Origin of the sequence: Sutcliffiella horikoshii, assembly GCF_044809035.1 — a bacterium.
GTDB classification, from domain to species: Bacteria; Bacillota; Bacilli; order Bacillales; family Bacillaceae_I; genus Sutcliffiella_A; species Sutcliffiella_A horikoshii_G.
Genome location: NZ_CP085237.1, coordinates 586,156 through 605,247 on the forward strand (window position 1 = coordinate 586,156; position 19,092 = coordinate 605,247).

At 33.7% G+C, this 19,092-nt stretch carries 11 protein-coding genes; 5 read left to right on the forward strand and 6 right to left on the reverse strand.

Annotated features, from left to right (window positions below; translation table 11 throughout):
- Positions 1-128: 128 nt before the first annotated feature.
- A complete protein-coding gene (locus LG307_RS03315) occupies positions 129-854 on the forward strand; it encodes a Type 1 glutamine amidotransferase-like domain-containing protein (RefSeq protein WP_404448069.1) in 726 nt (241 codons plus the stop codon).
- 128 nt (positions 855-982) lie between these two features.
- Here LG307_RS03315 and LG307_RS03320 read toward each other — a convergent pair whose 3' ends face one another.
- Positions 983-2,263 (reverse strand): HRDC domain-containing protein, encoded by a 1,281-nt coding sequence (locus LG307_RS03320; protein ID WP_404448071.1) that lies wholly within the window; start codon positions 2,261-2,263, stop codon positions 983-985.
- Between the two features lie 471 nt (positions 2,264-2,734).
- Here LG307_RS03320 and LG307_RS03325 point away from each other — a divergent pair, with 471 nt between their 5' ends.
- On the forward strand, positions 2,735-3,637 hold the full coding sequence (locus tag LG307_RS03325; protein WP_404448073.1) for a hypothetical protein: 903 nt from the start codon (positions 2,735-2,737) through the stop codon (positions 3,635-3,637).
- A 104-nt stretch (positions 3,638-3,741) separates the two neighbouring features.
- Here the strand turns inward: LG307_RS03325 and LG307_RS03330 are convergent, their stop codons facing one another.
- The 5 genes from LG307_RS03330 to dndB are packed head-to-tail and all read right to left on the reverse strand — an operon-like array spanning position 3,742 to position 9,932.
- A complete protein-coding gene (locus LG307_RS03330; RefSeq protein ID WP_404448076.1) occupies positions 3,742-4,860 on the reverse strand; it encodes a cysteine desulfurase family protein in 1,119 nt (372 codons plus the stop codon).
- Between the two features lie 10 nt (positions 4,861-4,870).
- The gene (dndE, locus tag LG307_RS03335) at positions 4,871-5,242 is read right to left on the reverse strand and encodes a DNA sulfur modification protein DndE (protein WP_404448078.1); all 372 of its coding nucleotides are present in this window, start codon (positions 5,240-5,242) and stop codon (positions 4,871-4,873) included.
- On the reverse strand, positions 5,239-7,218 hold the full coding sequence (dndD, locus tag LG307_RS03340; RefSeq protein WP_404448080.1) for a DNA sulfur modification protein DndD: 1,980 nt from the start codon (positions 7,216-7,218) through the stop codon (positions 5,239-5,241). The genes dndE and dndD overlap by 4 nt, the downstream gene beginning before the upstream one ends.
- A gap of 22 nt (positions 7,219-7,240) precedes the next feature.
- On the reverse strand, positions 7,241-8,833 hold the full coding sequence (dndC, locus tag LG307_RS03345) for a DNA phosphorothioation system sulfurtransferase DndC (RefSeq protein ID WP_404448083.1): 1,593 nt from the start codon (positions 8,831-8,833) through the stop codon (positions 7,241-7,243).
- Position 8,834: 1 nt separating this feature from the next.
- Complete coding sequence (gene dndB / locus LG307_RS03350) at positions 8,835-9,932, reverse strand: DNA sulfur modification protein DndB (protein ID WP_404448086.1); 1,098 nt, start codon at positions 9,930-9,932, stop codon at positions 8,835-8,837.
- Between the two features lie 196 nt (positions 9,933-10,128).
- Here dndB and dptF point away from each other — a divergent pair, with 196 nt between their 5' ends.
- From dptF to dptH, 3 genes are read left to right on the forward strand one after another with little or no spacing between them, the layout of a single operon-like run.
- A complete protein-coding gene (gene dptF, locus LG307_RS03355; RefSeq protein ID WP_404448088.1) occupies positions 10,129-12,399 on the forward strand; it encodes a DNA phosphorothioation-dependent restriction protein DptF in 2,271 nt (756 codons plus the stop codon).
- A gap of 2 nt (positions 12,400-12,401) precedes the next feature.
- A complete protein-coding gene (dptG, locus tag LG307_RS03360; protein ID WP_404448091.1) occupies positions 12,402-13,829 on the forward strand; it encodes a DNA phosphorothioation-dependent restriction protein DptG in 1,428 nt (475 codons plus the stop codon).
- A complete protein-coding gene (gene dptH / locus LG307_RS03365; RefSeq protein ID WP_404448094.1) occupies positions 13,810-19,071 on the forward strand; it encodes a DNA phosphorothioation-dependent restriction protein DptH in 5,262 nt (1,753 codons plus the stop codon). The genes dptG and dptH overlap by 20 nt, the downstream gene beginning before the upstream one ends.
- Positions 19,072-19,092: the final 21 nt, after the last annotated feature.

A 19,092-nucleotide genomic window follows, 5' to 3' on the forward strand; every position in this document is an offset into this window, starting at 1 on the left:
CGAGCTTAACAAAGTCTTCTCAAAACCCGATTACAGTTGAACTCTCTTTTTATCCTCAATGGATCAAAGGAGAGGATAAAATAAAAGTAAAATAAAGTTCAATAAAATGAGGTAGAGGAAAGATTTAAATGGAAGGAAGAGATCAAGTGAAGCATACACATTTGTTTTTGTTTGGGGGAAGTCCGCCTTTTCCTAGAGGTCTAGGAAAAAGATTTGCTGAACTTGCGATGGGTGGAGAAGGAAAAGTGGCGATCCTATTTGTGCTGCGAGATGGATGGGAGCAATATATGCCAAGATATACCCAAGTGTTAGAACAAAATGGAGTTCTTGATTTTGTTTACATCCCTTTAACAAAGCATCAGAACAGTAGTGATGTGGTCGAAAAGTTAAGAGCCTGCACGGGTGTCATAATTGGGGGTGGTGAAACGGAGCTTTATCGCAAGTATATAGTGGATACCGAAATAGGGCAGCAGGTCAAAAGAATGTATACGCAAGGTGTCCCGATAGCGGGATTTTCTGCAGGTGCGTTAATTAGTCCTGCACATTGTGTCATCCCCCCAATAGATAATTCAGAAGGTAAGCATCTTTTTCTTAAAGGGTTAGGGTTGATAACAGCATGTGTCGTTTGTGTCCACTTTACGAAATGGAACGAAGGAAAGAATCTCATTGCCGCCATGTCGAAGCTGGGGGTTCCAAAAGGATATGGAGTGGATGATGAAGAAGGCTTGTATTTTGTTAACGGTGATTTTCAAGAGAGTGAAGGGGAGAATTACGTCCTTGTTGAAGATACAGGGAACGGTTATAACAAAATGGGTGGCTCTTTGCTTTACACAGAAGAGACACTGGAGTTGTAAGGGGAAGCGAATGTTAAGAAGCCCTCTTTAAAATTGAAGGGCATAGGAGTCTATGAAAAATGTGCATAACCCAGTTCGTTACGAGCTGGGTTTTTCTTATATAAAAAGCACTGCAAGAGCAGTGCGATCTAAGGTGTCTTCGTAAAGATAGAAACAATCCCTTCCCCAAACTCTTCCGCTTTCTTCGGTCCAATGCCTTCAATTTTTAGTAAGGCCTGTATGGACTTCGGCTTTTGCTCAAGAATCGCTTCCATCGTTTTGTTTGTGTATATATAGTATGGCGCTACATTCAACTCCCTGGCACGGGTTTTGCGGTATTCCATTAGTAGAGAACGAAAGTCTTTAGGTGTATCTGATGAATTTTCCGCTATCTTTCCTTGTAAAATGTGCAAGATCTCGCCTCCATAATCCTCCGCTTTTTTCTGTCCAATGCCTTCCACTTCCAGCAACTGTTCCGAAGTTTGTGGCATGTTCTCAAGGAGGATATCCAATGTACGGTTGTTGAAAATATGATACGGTTTTACTCTGGACTCCTTGGCTTTTCTTGTGCGGTATTCGGTAAGCAACATCTTTAGATCGTTGTTTTCCATAGGAACAACTGGGGGCATTTCCTTCTCTATAGTGGCTGCAACAAAAGCGGACGCCCCTACTTGTTCGTCTTCCACCAGATATTCCTGTTCATTAAAAGGTTTCAATTGGCTGGCTCCCAAGATAGCATTAGTAATCTTATAAACAAGGGAAGCATGCATCTCAACAGGAGAACTCTTCTTCTTTTCAGCCTTTAAAAAAGCACTTATTTGGTCATGGCGGATGACGCAGTTCTGAATATGGGAAGGAGTGTTTTTGGAAATCTCCAGGATCGTCTTCGGGTTGGCAAAAGTCACCGCATACCGAATTGGACACTTTTTGATGATCCCTTTTTCCTTAAGGAACCTCTCCAATATCATCACATGTCTTTCCACTTGGTTGATCGGGCTATACATTCCCTCTTTATTTACCACTCTATTACTCTTCCTGATGACACGCTGAAAGTCACCCTTATCCGTGACAAGGATATCGCCAAAAAGTTTCTTTACTTCCAGTACAAGAATGAACTTTGACGTGACAATAACAAAATCCATCTGTGCTTGATAATCCTCAAACTCAAGATAAATATCATGCAGAATCAGCATCGGAACCATGGAGTTCTTCAACTCAAACATCACACTTTTTTCTCCTGCATGCCCGATGGAAAACAGTTTGAGATGGTTCTCTACTTTCTTAAAGTCAACAGAAGGGTTGCTGCTTTCTGCAAGACTTTTAAGGTTTTCTAATAGAATAGGATTTTCGCTGATATGCTTATGTACGATAGGTTGATTTATTTCTCGGTTATCTTTAAACGCATCAATGACATTTTTGAAAAAGAACATGGGTTACCTCGCTAATAGTATTTCTTTAAGGGTGGAAATATTGTAACATTATGTAATTATTATAACAGAAAGCATTGTTAGTACTACAGTTGGTGCGGTAACTAAAATGAAGAACTGTAATGAATATAGACCACTAGGAAGAATGGAAACTAGAAAACTGTGCCTATCTCTATCGAGGTGTAACATGAACAACATATCCCAATAAAAGGGACTAATTGAACTACTAATAGATTAATTGTATTCGTTGTTCACTTACTCCTATTACTACTAATTTAGCAATTAGCTTCCTCTCCTAGACGAATTCCTATTATCACGGAAGTCAAAGGAATTTTAAGCTAAAAACAAACTGGTAGGAGTTTTGTTTTCAAACCTTCGATTTTGAAAAAAATTAGTAAGGTCTAATAACCTATTTTTGCTAACTTATAGTAAGATGAAAATATAAAGTACATAAAAGTTAAGAGGTTGATTATAATGGATATTTTAAACATTGTGGATTCACATGTTATTAGTAGAGGTTTGGAAAATTCGAAAAAAAAAATAACAAAAGAAAAAAAAACGCCTAAAGGAAATCAAAAATCTAGTGTGAAGAATAATGGTCCCAGGTCCAAAAAAGAAAAAATAAAAAGTGCCCTTTTAGAAACTGAAAATATATCTGGCAACAGTTACTCTAATATAGAACCAAAATATAATATGACATCATTAAGCATTGAAGAGATAAAGGTATTACGTACCATGATGTCTGAATGGATAGAAAATAAGGTTGAGGAGGATAGAACAGAAGTTCAAGAAATATCAATTCAAATTAATGCTCAACTATTTAAAATACTGAATGCGTATGCAAGGCAAAATAATTTAAGTAAAACAGTGATTATTGAAAGAGCATTAGAAAATTTCTTAGTGAGTAAGGAATTTTTAATTGATAATGAAAGTGAGAAAAGAACTACAAGAGAAGGGCAAAAAAGTACTGTAGCAAAAAAGGGTCAAAATAACAATCCTAATAATTGGGATACAGAAAAAGAAAAGCTACTTATCGATGCCATAATAGAAGGCACAAAAGAAGGTAGGACTATTAGAGATATAACCCAGGAAGTTTCATCTCAAATAAATATATCTGCATCTGCATGTCAATCATATTGGAATAGTAAAGTGTCAAAACAATTTAAGGATCAGTTTAAAGAAATTAAATTGGATCAAGAGTTTAATTGGTCCGAGAAAGATTTGGAACTATTAGAACAAATTGTATTTTTTGAATATGCACATTTAACACCGTACGAAGTTCTTCCCATTGCAAGTAAAAGGTTAAAACGACATATTGATGTTGTTAGAAAAAAATTATTTGAGTTGCAGAGAAAGCGCAGAACTGGTGGGGAATAACAGTATATATGGTTTTCTTACCTAAAACGTGAACTTAGAGAATACGAATAATTCTTACTTTAAAGAAGAAAGAGGACTGGATTCTATCCAGTCCTCTTAACTATTTATAATTCCTTAAAAACTTCTAACTCTTCCTTAGATATCAAACTAGATAAAGAAAAACGTAAAGTAGATCTCACTTCCTCCAAAGACAACCCAATCGCATCTAGTACATGCGAAGGCTTGCTTGAACTGCAAGCAGAACCTGTAGATGCAGCTATAAAAGGAGCTAAACCTTTAACAAGTAACTCGTTATTCACACCTTTAAATTGAACACTAAGTACACCTGGTATCTTATTCTCATTATCGTGATTAAAAGTGATTTGGTCAGCAAATTTATTTCTCAAGATAGATAATAAATAACCTTCCAGCAATTTAAGCTTTTTAACATTTGTGGCTAAGTTACTATTTGCGATCTCAGCAGCCTTGCCAAGTCCCACTATATTATGAACAGCTAGGGTACCGCTTCTAATTCCTAACTCCTGTCCACCTCCATGCAACAATGGAGTTATTTTTGTTAATAACTCGTATCTATCTTTCCTAATAAAAGTAGCACCAATTCCCTTTGGACCATGAAACTTATGAGCCGAACAGGATAAGAAAGTAATACCTGGGAACTCTTCTAAATTAATCTCTACTTTTCCAATTACTTGTGTAGCATCTGTGTGGAGAAAGATATTCTTCTCAAGACACAACTCAGAGATTGCTTTTAAGTCATTAAGAGAACCTAATTCATTGTTCCCCCAAATAACTGTTACCAGAATCGTGTTTTTTTTAATAGAGGTTTTTAACTCTCCAAGATCTATTCTTCCGAACTTATCCACGTTTAAGTAGGTAACCTCATATCCTTTAGTTTCTAAGTACCTACAAGTTTCTAAAACAGAAGGATGTTCCACTTTTGTAGTAATAATATGGTTACCTTTAGGAGAATAATGATCAGCTACTCCTTTAATAACCATGTTATTACTCTCAGTCGAACCACTTGTGAAGATAACTTCATCATCTGCACACCCAAGTAAAGAGGCAACAGTCTTTCTGGCTTCTTTTACCGCGTTTTTAGCATTTTCTGCAACCGAATAATATTTACTAGATGGGTTTCCGAATTCCTCCATCAGATAAGGAAGCATGGCTTCTTTAACATCGGGATGAATAGGGGTGGTTGCACTATTATCTAAATAAAGCATAGTTCTTCACCTAATTCTCCATTTTTAATAGGTTAGTAAGTAATTTTTCATAATTCCCGGCGTGTTTGTATTCATTTTCTAACAATGCAATGCCTCTTTCTAAATGCGCATTGAAGAGATCGGGGAAGTACTCTTCATCTGATACATTCCTTTTCGCGTGCTGTCTAATCAAGGCTTTGTAAACATAGTCATTTTCACCTGTCATTGCATTACGATGAATCTCTACACCAGATTTATTTTCAACTATTTCAGGAATTAAAGGGTCGTTTAAAGATAGAGAGACGGCAATTCTAGAAAGAATATTCCATGTTAAGCCTGTGGTACTTTGAAGAAATACTAATCGATCTCCAGTTTCTTTTGATGTTTTTAATCTAAAATTCATAATCTCACCTCAGAACCTTTAAAAGGAAAATATTGCATCAAGATGTTGGTTTCTTTTCTTGCAACATTAAAATCTAACATATATTCCTTTGAAATATGGTCTTTCAAAAGGATATAGTGGTCTTCATCGATTTCTGTGTCAGTTGATAATATGATGGCTTGTTTACCGCAGTTAGGAATGAATTCTTTTAATAAAGCTGCTTTATGCGTTTTATCAAGTCTTCCTAACAGGGTATCAAAAATAAATGGTACTTTCCTTCCTGAACATTTAAAGATAGCCCATATTATTGAAATTAATAGTATCTGCTTTTCACCTGCAGACAATGTTGTTTTTTCAATTTGTTCCTTATTAGAATCTAATAGGATTACGTTGTATGTTTCTGGTTCAATAATGATAGAAGTGACGTAGTTATGCTTTCTGAATATTCTCTTCAACATATTTGATGATTCTATCTGGACTTCTTGAAGTTTTTTCTTTAATTGGATTTCCCTAAACCGTCTACTCAAGGCAATTATTTTTTGAGATTCCAAGAAGGAACTCTTTGTTTTATCGTCATCTCTTAGAGTGCTTTGTATTTTTTCAATTGCCATTAATGTAGATTCTAATTTGGTTCTATTCTCTAGATGACTCTGTTCTAGCTGGCTTATTTCATTATTATGATTAACAATTTTTTGCTGTATAGTTTCCATGTTGGTAATCATGTCACTAAACTCATTCGTTGTATCATTGACCTTTAACTTTTCTCTTAAAACTTGAAGCTCATTAAGCTTATTTTTATTATCTTCAATTATGCTTTGACATGCTTCTTTACGCTCGCTATTAACTTTATGATACATGTTTTCTATTAAACTACTTTCTGAAAAGGAAGAACCATGAATGGGAGTAACTTCATGCTCAGGTTTCATAAGATTTAATAGGTTATTCCTTAAATCATTACTTTGCGAAGTATCGATAGTGACAGAGTCGAGAATCTTATTTAAGTTATCCTGCGTTAATTTCTTATCTAACTGTTTATAGAGTTGAAGTGATTCCTCATCTTTAATTTGTTCGCGTGTATTAGATATCAAACTTTTCGTTAAGTAAAAAGGAAGAAGGTTTGAAACAAAATCTCTAATCTTTTCTTGATTTTGTTTTCTCTCCATCTCTAAATTATTCATCGTTCTAATAATTTCTTCTCGTTCAGACTTGACTAAACCACCGTATTTTTCGAAATCGATTTTTAGACGATTATATTCATCTTCAAGTTCAGTTTTCTCTTCATTCAGTTGTTTGAGTTTATCGTTTTGGTTTAGTAGATTAGTTTTAAATTCACGTTCCACTTTGTTTAACTCATAAAGATCCTGCTCAATGGACTCCATTTTTTTCACATCTAATGTTTGACTGGCATAGGATTCTAAATCGGACTCTAAAGTTTCAAATAGATCAAGGTTAAATACAATCCTAGATAACTTCTTCAAATAGTCTGATAGTAGATCTTCATTAACAATCCTTGCGATTTCCTCTCCATCAAAAAGACATAGATCTAGCAATTGTGGAGGCATAATTTCTTTAAGTTTCGATTGAAATAAGTCAGTTTCATATTCTGATAGATGTTTGCCGTTCGCGATTAAGTCGAACGATTCTTTTAAACTTTTATTTGTAAACTTCCAGTAGCGGTGTAAAACATAATCGGTGCGTTCAAACTCATCTACCAAGCTGAATTCAAGTTTAATTCTAAAGTTATCTTCATTTAGTCTTTTCGCATTTTGGTTGAGGATGCTTTGAACCCTTTTGTAGTACTCAGCACTCTCTGTTTTATATCCATATCCATAAGAACCAAAAAGTCCTAGTTTAATTGCGTTTAATAAAGTTGTCTTTCCAGCACCATTTTCTCCACCCACTAAGATAACATTTTTAGTGTTATCGGTTCTGAAATCAAAGTAGTTTTTCCCTCTATATGCACCAATATTTGTTAATTGGATATCATTTATTATCATGATAAAACCCCGTTTTCCTTAATCATAAATGTAAATAGTCTTGCTTCAATGCCCTAGATAAATCATCCATTAATCCTCTACGGACTTTATATCCTGCATAATCTTTCTCAATTGAAACTAGTTTTTTCAATACTTTAAGATCGACTTTATATTGATCACATAATAGTTCGAGATCAGAAATTTGGTCTTTGTCAAATAAAGGACGATCATCCATTTCCCAATCTACCGAGCTGCCAATAATTTCTTCATAGATGTAAGGGATTTGATCTTCCCAATCTCCGTGTTTAAACCAAATCTTTCTAATAGCCTTTAACTCATCTACACTTATTAATTCATAATAAGGATCATCTGGATGATTTAAATTCTTTTGGACCTCGAGTAATTTTGATAGTATCTCTTTTCGGGTCTCCAATGTGAATGGTCCTAAGCCTAATTGTGCATGTTTAGTGATAACCTGGCCATCTAGAGTTTCTTCTTTATATTTGACCAAAATATTACGTCCGCCCTCTGGTGAGCTCAAGTCAATATTGTGCTTAGCAACATATTCTTTAAGCTCATCTCTTTCAATAACTATATATTTATCTAGAGGAATGTACTTCTTTTCTCTGCTTGATTTTTTGGGAATAAACACATGTGGTACTCCATCAATATCTTCAATTTTTACATCTCTAAAGTAGATTTGGCCATTCATACGGTACTTCATTCTTCTAGTTCGGTCATCCCTAATCGATGCTAGCCAATTTCTGAAATCAAGGAGTGGTTTCATCCAGTCATGTCCACTTTGAATAAACCCATTTAATGCTTTATCTTCGTTAACAACGGTACAAACCCAGCATCCAAAACGACTATTTCCACAAGACCCTGCACTCTCTTTAATGTTTTTATCGATGACAAGAGGACATTCACCACTATTAGAATCTTGGTAAAGCCTGTGAAGTTCATGGTTATCATCACCCCAAGGAGAAGCGTGGTTTAATAAATACTCCCATACATCGTCTAGTGAGAATGATCTTATTGGTGCATATACAAATGCATTTGATAAAGTAGAATGTCTCATAAATGTTTTACCTTCTACGGTGTGTGAACGTATGACATTCCCACGTGTTGCACTTTCATCTTCCCGAACGCCAAGTACCATGATAACTTCTCCAAAAGAAGAGACCTTATCCATAATAAATTGGTTAGCTGGATCTATCTTAAGACGATCCGTACACCATCTAAATTGTTGATTGGGAGAAGGGTAACCTTTTCCAATAATATTTACCCAGAAAGACTGTTTAATTTGTGGTTTTACTTTATGAGTTTCGATAGGTAAGTTTCGATTTAGGGCTTCATCCTGAATTCTTCTTAATGTTTTAGTTATGGAGTTAATAATTAAAGGTGTCTCGACTAATGTATCTGACGAAATTACATAAACTTTTTTATGAAGTTCTTCCTGAGGCATTTCACTTAATGCTTCAAACACTAGTTGAACTACAACTGTAGAGTCTTTTCCTCCACTATAACCGACTACCCAAGGGTGACTGTCTTCTTTGTAGGCAGCTTTAATATGATCCTTAGCCGCCTCTACATAAGGCATTTGTTTAGATAACATGTTACTAATTATTCCGTTCATTTCAAACTACTCCTTGGAAAAATTTTTCTTCTAGTGCTTGCTCTGCTTCTGTTAAAGGGAGGTCAATTAACTGTTTGATCTTAATGGCTGTAAGTTGAATAGTATGGGTAGTCTTTTGGATTCTACCATTATGATTAAATGCTCTACCTAGCCAATCGGCTGTATTACTACGATTCCAATCTACTTTTTCAAGTTTACTAATGTATTTCTTCCAATCTCCTTCATGATAAGTTCGCAAATAATTACCAACAAGGCCGATTGCTTCTATAAATACTCCATGTCCAACAATAAAAGTTGCACGTAAATCTCTAGTAGTAATTTCCTTTTGCATGACATAATTCCATTCCATAATAGAATTACATAAAACTAGCCAGAATTCTTTTAAGAAATCTTCATCGCTATTAGAGATCTTATCACCTTTGCTTTTCCCTAGAAGTCTTAAATTGGTATTGAATATATGATTTAACGCTAAAATTTTTGGAGAGTTTTTGGATAAAGAAACTCTTTCTTTGTCTGTATACCTAGCTAATAACGGTGTGTTAGCGATAATGTCTTTTGTAATTAAAGCTAATTTATCTCGATGGTCATACAAAATACCAATGGAAGACGTAGTATTCACTGCATGCCTATTTAAGTCAGAGAAAATTTGTTGAGATTTTTTTAAATTCTTATCATGGAAAAATACGACTGATATTGTTTCGTTACCAATTTCAGGTGAGATTTTTAAGGCTTCTTCAATTGCTGCTCGTCTATGTTGACCGTCGTTTATTAGGAAACGAGCATCTAAAGCAATCTTTAGCTGACCGAGATCCTTAGAGCTGGATTCATTGTTATAAGGGACAAACTCAATTTCCCCATCAATTGAAGCAGTAATTGATGAAAATACATAATCATTTTCATTTTCAATTATGTAATTTGTAAGTTCTGGAATTCTAGATTTGTTTAGAATTCGCTGAGCTCTATGTTCAGGTGGGATCTCCTCTTCGTCAAATAAGAATATTTTAGGAATAATTCTAAGTGGGCACATAGCAACAAAGTATTCTTTACCTGCTTGTATACCTTTTATAGAGGGGAAACTATAACAAAAAGTGGCGTCCATAGCCAAACCTCCTTATTACGTACGTAATATTATAGTTTGATTATAGGACAACCTGAGTCAAATTTCAATTGAAAAGCGAACCTTCATTCGTATTTTTTGCTATTTATTTTCCTGAATTTAGTTGAGATAATCAATTTCAGTGGAATTATTATGGTAAAATTATATAAAGAAGATTAAAGAAATCGGAGGCACGATCATGGTTTCAAATAGTGAATATTTAATGAGTTTTTTAGAAAGTGCAAATTCAGTTGCCGCTCAAACCGCGAAGAAGATGGAAGATCTAATGTTTGAAGATCCAAGTAGTTCCATAGTCAAAGCAAGAGTTTTTATAGAAGAAATACTTAAGGAAGTATTTGAGAAGGAAGATGAAGCACCTTATTTAACAAGTTTGTACGATAAAATTTCTTACCTTGCTAGGGAAGGAGTAATTAGGAGAGATATTCAGCAATCTTTTGATACGATCCGATTGTCTGGAAACAAAGCGGCTCATAACGCAAAGTTCAACGATATTACAGAAGCCTACAAGCTTCATAAAGAAATGTACAAAATTGCTGTTTGGTTTTACGAAGTGTATTCGTCAGCGCAAATAAAGGTACCTTTATATGACATTCCTAAGCCACGTCAGAAAGATAACATAGAAGACTTGGTAAGAAAACAAATTTTAGAAATGCTAGGAACAGGTAGCATTGGAGTGAGTCAACTTCAACCTAATATTCCATCCATAGTTGAAGAACCTAAGGGGGGGACAGGGTTATTAATAAAAGACTTAGGTGAAAGGGAAAGTTACTTATTAAGAGAGTTAACTAGATTGAAAGACTCTTCTCAAGAAGCAATAGAAAATGCAAATCAATTTAGTACTTTTAAAAATTATCTTCATGTCGATAGAAAGATACAATTAGACCTTGAGAGAATACTTGCAGCAAACAAGGAGCGTCAATGCGGAAGTTTAATACTTTTATGTGGAAGTGTAGGAGACGGAAAATCGCATTTGCTTGCCTATCTAAAGAAAAACAAACCAGCCCTTATGGATGGTTATACAATTTTCAATGATGCAACGGAGAGTTTTTCACCAAACAAGAATGCTATGGAGACATTGGAAGAAGTATTAAAAAACTTCTCTGACCAAAAATTAAATGATTGTAATGACAATATTATACTTGCCATAAATATGGGGGTTTTACACAATTTTATTAGTACAGAACATAACAAGTACTCCTATGAATCACTAAGAATATTTGTGGAAGAGAGTGCGTTGTTTTCTCAAAAAATTACTACTCATTACAGCAAAGACAACTTTGATCTGTTAAGTTTTGGGGACTATCATTCTTATGAGTTAACTGCCAATGGTACAATCTCAACTTTTTATTCTACATTATTGAAAAAGGTATGTGCCACGACTGATCAGAATCCTTTCAACTTAGCTTTACAGGAAGATGAGCAAAAAAATATTACTACAATGGTTCATGAAAATTACAAGTTCCTCCAAAATGAATTTGTGCAAGAACAAGTAGTCCAATTAATTATCAGAACTGTTATTCAACACAAACTAGTTATTTCAGCTAGAGCTTTCTTAAACTTAATTGCTGATATTCTGATACCAGATGAAGTAATTAATAAAAACCTTATAAATGAATTTGATGTCTTAGACCATGCTCTACCAAATCTTATATTTAATAGAAAAGAAAGATCTGAAATATTAAAGGCATTGAGTAGTTTAGATCCTATTCATCTAAGATCTAAATTTATCGATGAAGTTATCGTCGATTTAAATACATTAAGTGATTGGACAACGATTATTAGCGGGAATGTTCTCGACGAAATAGGCAGTAACTGGTTATCGTTATTCAAATCGAAAAGTGATTTATCTGGACATACCTTTAACGTATTCTTTGAATCATTTTTAAGAATAACTTATTTAACCAATAAAGAATTTGTAGGGAAAATAAAAGATAAGAGCTATAGCGAGTTTATTAAAAATCTATATGGTTTTAACACAGCAGATAAAAAAACTATAAGGAACTTCTATGATGAAATGAAAAACACCATTCATAAGTGGAAGGGCACTCCGAAAAAAGATTATGTTTATTTAGACCAAGCTGCTAATAAATATCGTTTAGCACAAAAATTGAACCTGAGACCAACTATTGATCACCTACACGAAAGTACATCAGAAGTGTTAGATACTTTTAAATCCTCAATTGTTGTGGGTTATAGAGGCGAAAAAGATAATAAATTATTATTGGAAATTGATTACAAGTTATATCAATTATTAATGAAAGTTCAAGAAGGATATAGACCTAACAAAAAAGATGAAGAAGATGCAATTAATTTTGTGGAATTTGTGGACAAACTCATGAATTTCGGAGATAAAAAGAAAGAATTGCTTGTCCATTTTCCGAAAGATAATCGTTTCTATATATTAAAGCGAGATGAATTTGAGTCCTTTGTATTCGAAAGGGAGAATTGAGTATGGCAATAGCTAATAATAGAATTTATTTGAAGCAACTTTTTGAAACTAAGAAAAAACATGATACTGGTCAGGCAATAGATGTATTACCTTTTCTTACAAAAAGAACAGGTGCAGTTAAGAATCAATTTAACAATATTTTAGGTGAATTCACACGAAGCTTAAGCAATTTGACATTAGATGAGAAAGCCTTTAAAAAGCATGATGAATTTTATACATCAGAAGAAGAAAACGAAATTAGTGAACAAATTGCGAACAATGTGGAGTTTAAAGAGGAAGATGAGAAGTATGATTTTATTCGCTTTCTAGATCAATATTTATTTAAGGGTGAAAAGATAAATCCTATTCATCCATTCCTTTTTAACTATATAAAAGTTGACAAAGCTCATAAAAATGAGTTTGGAAAATATGCTCATTTTATGAAAGATGTTCTTATAGAAAAAGAAGACAATTCTAAAGTATCTACTATTTTTAAAAACAAAGAGACAGACGATATTCTTACGGAACTAATATTAAGCAAAATGGATGGATTAAAAGAAAACAAAGTTAGCAATGGTGCTGTACAGTATGAGCAACTTTTAAAACCAATTAGCAACTTATATCAAGAGGATATAATGTATTTAAGTAAACATAAAGAATATTTCTTATCTACATTTGCTCTTCTAACTCATTTTTATGTTTTCATGTACGCTAATCAACTCGTGGTAAAGTTTGAGCAATTTTCAGAAGCTAACTATGATTTGATACAACCTCTCTACTTTGCACTTGACTGGGAGTCAATCAGTAAAAGAAGAAAGGCAGCAGACGACCTTGAAGGTTTTAGATATGTTAAAGGTAAATCTTCTAACCTGTTCCCACATATTCATACTTTGTCCCATCTTAGTCACTTAGTTTCTGAAAAAGAAATTAAAGGTGAAAAAGGGGAAGTAATTTCATTAAAGACGTATAGTGAAATTACAAAATACATCAGTCAAAAAGGTGCTGAATATGAAGAACTTTTTTTAAGTGAGCTTAATAAGTGGATACAGGAATACGCAGATATTTGGAAAATAAAAAATACTACTAAAGCCACTACTGTTGAAGAAGGATTAAGAGAGCTGTTTACTTGTTTAAAACAAGGAACTAGTGCCGGTGTAGCGGATAAGTATGGTAAGAATATTGAAGACTTAGGCTTTAATCAATTTATTAAAAATAGAGGTAGTTTAGGTCACATACTAAATGTTAAACATGAGTTTGTTTTACTATTAACCGCAGTGTCAGTTAAAGATGAAAGAATTCCTTTGAATGAATTATTTGTAGAGTTTGAGAAAAGAGGGGTTGCCTTAGATCGCTACTCCAAAAAAGAAGTAATAAGTATGTTAGATAGTCAAAATCTTATTGATAAAAAAAGTGATAGTGGGGATGCTCAGTATGTCAAACCAATTTTATAAATATATAGCCTCATTATTAATAAGTTATTTCAAAAAAGAAGGATTAAAGAATGGAGATAGATATTACCTTCAGCTAGATAGTCCTAAAGATGTAATGAATCTGATAATTGCGTTGAATAACATTGATGGTACAAAAGGCTTTAAGTATCAGCATGATTTGGGTGAAAGATATGAGACTTTCTCAATCCCGTTCAAAGAAACCAATTTAGTGGTTGCTAACACTTCTGATCAAGTTAAACCGGATTTTTTAGTTACTCTTCGGAACTTAGTTGGAGAGCAAAAAGAAGAATGGGAAAATACTGCACTCTTAAGTATCGTTTCTGAGCAACTAGATTCCATACAAGGTGGAAGTAGTGATCTTCAAAAAGAAGGAATGCCACTTCATCCTGGCTTCATTTACAATAAGCTCAAAAACGAAATAGAAAGCAGTGTCTTAACAAAGGTAGAACAAATAATACTACTTGAGAACTTAGATAATTTAATGGAAGAACAATTCTACCAACAGATTACTTTTTTTGAATTTGAAGATATCTTCTCTACCCTACAAAAAGGGTACATTGATGATAAAGAGTATTACAAGTTTGGTCTTTTTAAAGACCCTGATTTAGATAGATTTACAGGTAGAGAACAAAAAGAAAGAATTACATTAAACCGCGAGCTCTTTGATTTTGTAAAAAAAGTACATGATTATGGATTAGAACAAAATGAATTAGAAAGTAAGTTTGTCTTAGAAGGTTCAAAAGCGTTATTCGAAGAAGGATGGGAACAAACTCTTTATCCAAAAGTGAAGAAATTTCATGATGATTTTAATGCTAATAAGAAAAAGGCCAAAGTAGATTTTACTGAGATTAAAGTATCCAATAAACTTATAGTTTGGAATAGAACTTTAAGTGAGAAAGGAACAGGAAAAAGAAAGAGGCATTTCATCATATTTAATCCAGATAACAAGGATGATATAGAGGTTCAACTTTCATTTAGTTTTTCAGGAAGTGTCAAGTCCCTTGTAAAGGATTTCTTTAAAGTCCAAAAAGGAGACGCAAAAAATGTGGAAGCAGATGTAAAGAAATCTAATATTTCTTTAAAACTGTATCCAGAGGATAAGAAACCATTGTTTCTGAAATTCTCCTATAAACATGATAAAAAAATCAATTTAGGAGCAGAATTTTCACTTTCTGTGTTACCAATAGAGCCAATATATTTAGAAGCTTTTAGCTCAAAATATACAATTGATGCAGAGAATAATGCGGTAGAGTTAAATTGTGAAGAGGACTTATTGAAATTTGGAAACGGTTATAACAAGAAAACGGAAGAAATATCTATAAATAATCAAATATTATCTTTTGTAACTGAAGAGGAAACATTAATTGTAAGTCCATTACCTGAAGCATACGATGATAAAGACCAATTGAGAATAAATATTAAGTTTGATCAAGTGGATATTCCTTTTAAGTTGACGAATGAGCTTCCCGAGTCTATGCCAATTAGCGGACAAAGGATATCTAAACTTATTAGAGAAACAGGAAAAGATATACAGTGGATAAAGGAAAACAATCGCTTAGTCCTTGAGAATAGAGAGTTCTATTTTCACTCAGAGTATAGTGAGTACTTCAATTGGGAGAATGAGTATATAGAACGAGGATTAAAAAGCGCTAGGTTTGAGTCAGATCAATTATTAGAGGATGACTTGAAAATAAGTGATGAGATGAGAGAAGCGTATAGTCGATTCATAACTTATTTTAAAATTAGAAATTCCATTCCGAGTTTATGCACAATAACAGAGGATTTAAAGCAAAGATCTAAAGAATATGTTAAAGCTTTTCAGGATGAAGTTAAAACTTTTACAAGTGGTACACCAGCTGGAAAAAGAGGAAGAGATTTATTCAAGTTAGGTACAATTTACTCTAATGGAACCTTCTATTTTACACCGTTTCATCCACTGATGGTTGCATACAAGTTAAAAACATATGAGTTACTTAAGAATGAAGAAGTTGATAATAGTATATTAAACAGGTTAAGCTCAGCTTCTCTAGTCCCTTTTATATATGACCAAAATGAGACTCTTTATAAACCAGAACATCAAAACGCAGCATTAGGATGGATGCTTTTTAGACCTGTTCAAAATGTATCTGTTTCAGATGCAAACCATTACTTGGCTAAAGTTGTTATAGATAAAATATCTCAATTTAAAGAACATTTTTCTTATTTGTTTATAAAAATGTCTAACGCTCCTTTGCAAATAAATGTCTTGAATATAACCAATGACAAAGAAGTATTAAAGGGAATCATTGAGTGGATGTTAATTGAAATAGATAAAGTTGGCTCTGAAAATTTAAAACCGATAGAAGTAACTTTGTATTCTGAGGAGAAATATGAAAGTATTTTTGACTTATATGCACTAACGAATTCAACTGAAGAGCTTGAACTATTAACGGGGGTTAAATTAAAATCAAAAGATTATGAAGCAGACGACCTTTTACGAATAATTAGAGGAAAACTCTTATTTTACAAACAAGATTTTAATGAGGAGTTAAGATACGCTCATATTTCCTTCTACAAAATGAATGCTCAAGAACATCATGCTGTGCAACCGGTTAAAGATATGACCACAGGCTTATCACTGGAAGGTCTTTATTCTAGCGTACCATCAATGAAAGACCAAGAAAATTATAAGAGTGGATTTGGCACTAAAGCTTATTCCATTAATGATAGTGATTATTTAATTTCAACTTCATATTATGTAAATGAATTGTCTGCTAACTTACGAAATAATGGAAGTGATGGCTATCGTAAGCGTGAGGCTATCTTATCCAGAACCACTACAGCAGACGAGGATACTTTGAAAAGAATATTCCAATCATCTTATTGGGTAACGTTTGTAGATCCATCCATTGATTTGGAGTTCTTCAATGAGTATGAAGGGAATTTAGTCGTTATCCATTATAGCGATCAGTATTCATCTTCAAGTCGTTTTGACGCAATTACAGTAACAGATAAGTCAGATCAATATTTTGCTGTAATTAAAGAATTCCTTGCACAAAAAGATGTTCAAGGTACTGATGAAAATGTCAGAAATACCATTAAAGCTTTCAATACTTTTAACGGTGAATGGTTACTGAGAATTATCGGAAGCAAGGGGCACTTCGATCGAGAAAAATTAAGTATTATTTCTGCTATTAAATATTCGGTCTCTTACTTAGATCACAAAGACATTCTATGGATACCGATCTCATTAGAAGAAGTTCTAAGAGTAGCAGGTGCAGTTAGCTTAAGTAAATCTGAAGGTGTCTTTACTGCTAAAAACCTGAGAGTTAAGGGTAGTCACAGTGATGATTTATTATTAATTGGGCTAGAAGAAAAAGAGGGTAACGTCTCTCTCCATTTTTACCCAGTAGAAGTGAAAATTGGGTTAAATAAAGGAACAGTTATAGAAAAGGCAAAAGAACAAGTTAGAAAAACGAGAGAGCTTATTTACAGTGCCTTAACTGGCGAGAATGAACATACTTTTTCAGGGAAGTTTTATCGAAATTTCTTTGCACAACTATTGATATCTAGTGCACAAAAAATTAGACATAGTGAGCTTTGGAATGAGAAAGGGTATGAATTATCCGATCAAGTTGTAGAAGTACTTTTGAAGGATAAGTTTAATGTTTCTGATGAGTTAAGAACTTATATTGGAGATGGAGCAATTCTATCTTTCCAAAAAGATGCGTTTCATAGAAGTGCACATTTGGATGATGAAAACATTTTGTTAGTTAACCTTACTGAAAGAGATGGTTACGAAGGACTAGTATCTTCTTTAGACTCAATGAGAAACTGGATCCAAGAGCAGCCCAATGATTTCGTTAAGGAAGACATGCTGTCCTATAAATATAAGAATGCAGATATTCAAATACCAGCTACAAACAATGGACCAGTTACTACTGGAAATCCAAGTACTGAATATACTACGGAAACTGAAAGCAATGAGTTGAATGAGAATCATAGTGAGAATAATCATTCTCAACCCGGCCAACCTGCTACTCCATTTAAAGACGTTGATGAACCTACAGGAACTGATGATGTAGAGGAAGATACTAGTCCAAGTGAAGTAGTTGAAAGAATACCAGAAGAAACTCGTGTCCTTGAAGATATCCGAATAAAAATCGGTACCGCTGAAGCATCGTCACATGAAGTATATTGGGAATACGGTAACAAAGGTCTAGCTAACAGACATTTGTTGATATCTGGAAAATCAGGCCAAGGTAAAACTTATTTTATGCAGTGTTTGCTGTTGGAAAAGTCAAAGCTAGGAATTCCAAGTATTGTTATTGATTACACAGAAGGATTTTTACCAAATCAATTAGAACCTGAGTTTGTGGAGTTTTTAGGGGATAAGTTAAAGCAAAAAATTGTATACAGTGAGCAACTTCCAATTAACCCATTTCAGAAAAATGTAAGAGATATTGGTGGGATCCAGCTACCGGAATCAAATACAGATGTAGCTGAACGGATAAAAAGTGTCTTTGCTGCAGTGTATAAATCATTAGGTATTCAACAACAAAACGCTATTTATGAGGCTGTACTGAATGGTTTAGAACAATTTAATGACGATATGAACTTAATGAAATTAAAAGATATGCTAGAGGAAGACGGTTCAAGTTATTCTAAAACAGCATTATCTCAAATTCGCCCATTAATTGACCGAAATCCATTTAGTAATGAAAACACAATTAATTGGAAAGATGTTGTAGATAGTAACGGAGATATTTTCATCGTTCAGTTAACTGGTTTTCCACGTGATGTGCAACTAATGATTACAGAGTTTATTCTTTGGGACTTATGGAATTATTCAGTGAGATTTGGAAATAAAAATCGTCCAATGCCAGTAATAATGGATGAAGCACAAAACTTAGATCATACTGAAAAATCTCCATCAGCAAGAATTTTAACAGAAGGAAGAAAATTTGGTTGGTCAGCTTGGTATGCAACACAATTTCTGAAGTCACAACTTGATTCTGATGAACTTGCAAGGCTACAGAATTCATCACAAAAGGTATACTTCTCTCCGCCTGAACAAGAGCTATCTACAATAGCAGGTAGTTTATCTAAGGATAATCAGGAGAAAAAACATTGGGAATCAAAATTATCTTCGCTAAGAAAAGGACAATGTATTGTTCATGGACCAGTACTTAAACCAAACTGTGAACTATCCCATCCTACGGTAACAGTAGTAGATATTAGTCCTCTATCAGAGAGAATATAGTAAAAGCCCACCTGAAATGGT